General features: G+C 61.1%; 1 protein-coding gene. It reads right to left on the reverse strand.

Annotated features, from left to right (window positions below):
• Window positions 1–1,199, reverse strand: a 1,199-nt coding sequence (locus EOA22_RS33930; RefSeq protein ID WP_164756198.1) for a sugar ABC transporter ATP-binding protein, incomplete at its 3' end; no start/stop codon positions are given.
• Window positions 1,200–1,290 lie beyond the last annotated feature (91 nt).

Below are 1,290 nucleotides of genomic sequence, written 5' to 3' on the forward strand. Positions count from 1 at the left end.
CCCGAGGGCGGACGGCAGGACGAATCGACGCTTTGTGTCTTGATGCCGATCTGGGCGATCAGGTCACCCGCGATAGCAGTGGCAGCGGCGCGATCAAAGAACGGCCCATGATGCGGCGGGCGGGCCATCACCAGATTGTCGAGGATACTGAAGTCGGCGATCAGGCCCTCATTGTGACGGTCACCCGGCAGGTAGGCGACGCCCTGTCCCCAGGCGAAAGTCGGACTCGACGGCGCATAAGAACCACCCGCAAGCTTCATCGAGCCACCACGCAAGGGCAAGTCGCCGCAAATGGCTGCGAACAGCGCCTCGGCGCCAGCGCCCTTCAATCCGGCAAGGCCGAGGATTTCGCCGGCATGCACATCCAGGCTGACGCCGCCGAGTTCTCGCCCAACGGCGACCTCGGAGGCTTCGAAGACAACAGGCTTGCCTGGATCTCCCGGCGGCCGCGGCGGATAGATGCTTCTGGCGAGCTCGCGCCCCACCATGCGGCGATGAATTTCATTCGGCTCGATCTCGGTCGTGCGATAGGTTCCGACATATTGCCCGTCTTTCAGGATCGTCAATTCATCCGCGACCGCAAGCACCTCGTCGAGATGATGAGACACGAAGGCGACGGTCATCCCCTGCCCCTTGAGTTCGCTGATGACGCGAAGGACAGCCTGAACCTCTCGATGATCGAGATAGGCGGTGGATTCGTCCAGAAGCAGGATTTTCGGATTTGTAGACAGCGCTCGAGCGATCTCGATGCATTTCAGCTCGCCGAGATTGAGGCGGCCTGTATCGGCAGAGACTGATATTTGCGCGCCGATCCGTTCCAGGATCGCTTGCGACGCGGCTTCCATACGTCTGCGATCGATAAAGCCGAGGGGGCCGGCGAACTGCCGCAGGCGATCGATGAAGATGTTTTCGGCAACAGTCAGCGAACGGTTGATCGTGATTTCCTGGTATACAAGCGATACGCCAAGGGCCGCCGCACCGATGACGCTTGGTGGTGCATAGCTTGCGTCATCCAACGTCATGACGCCGCTGTCAGGCCGCTCTGCGCCCGCAAGCATACGCAAGGTCGTCGATTTGCCGGCCCCGTTTTCGCCGACGATGGCGTGAACCATGCCGGGCCGAAGCACTACGGATACGCCGACCACGGCACGTGTCTGGCCGTAGCTTTTGCGCAGGTCGCTCGCAGCAAGTGTCATCATTGACTACGCCCAAATGCCAGGCAGGGCCTGCCTGCAACCGTGGGATTGCGGGCAGGTCCAATCGGACGTTCAGTTGCTATACTGCCTGTCT

The sequence above is a fragment of the Mesorhizobium sp. M7A.F.Ca.US.014.04.1.1 genome (assembly GCF_003998745.1).
In the GTDB taxonomy this organism is placed as follows: Bacteria; Pseudomonadota; Alphaproteobacteria; order Rhizobiales; family Rhizobiaceae; genus Mesorhizobium; species Mesorhizobium ciceri.